The sequence below is a fragment of the Micromonospora sp. DT227 genome (assembly GCF_049841835.1).
Taxonomy (GTDB): domain Bacteria; phylum Actinomycetota; class Actinomycetes; order Mycobacteriales; family Micromonosporaceae; genus Micromonospora.
In genome coordinates this window covers 1-321 of record NZ_JBNCLA010000071.1, presented here as the reverse complement: position 1 = coordinate 321, position 321 = coordinate 1, and the positions used below count along the sequence as shown (strand labels likewise).

The 321-nt window shown below is 71.3% G+C and carries 1 protein-coding gene; it reads right to left on the bottom strand.

All coding sequences use genetic code 11. The annotated features are described in order from the left end of the window. The coding region (locus ACLQ2W_RS33940) for a ketoacyl-synthetase C-terminal extension domain-containing protein (protein WP_425791992.1) at positions 1-321 on the bottom strand (321 nt) is incomplete at both ends.

The following is a 321-nucleotide window of genomic DNA, read 5'->3' as shown; positions in this document are numbered from 1 at the left end:
CGCCAACCGCTGCGCCTGCGCCCGCAACGCCACCTCAGACTTCGCCGACAACAACCACGGCACCACCCCACCCGGCAGCGGGACCGCCTGCGACTGATGGCCCAGGCCCGCCGGGGCAGCCGGTGTGTCCTGCGGCGGCTCGAACGGTTCGGCGTCCTCCAGGATGAGGTGGGCGTTGGTGCCGCTGATCCCGAACGAGGACACCCCAGCCCGCCGTGGTCGGCCGTTGACCGGCCACGATGTTGCCTCGGTCAGCAACCGCACCGATCCCGCCGACCAGTCCACGTGAGATGACGGGGCGTCCACGTGCAGTGTCCTGGG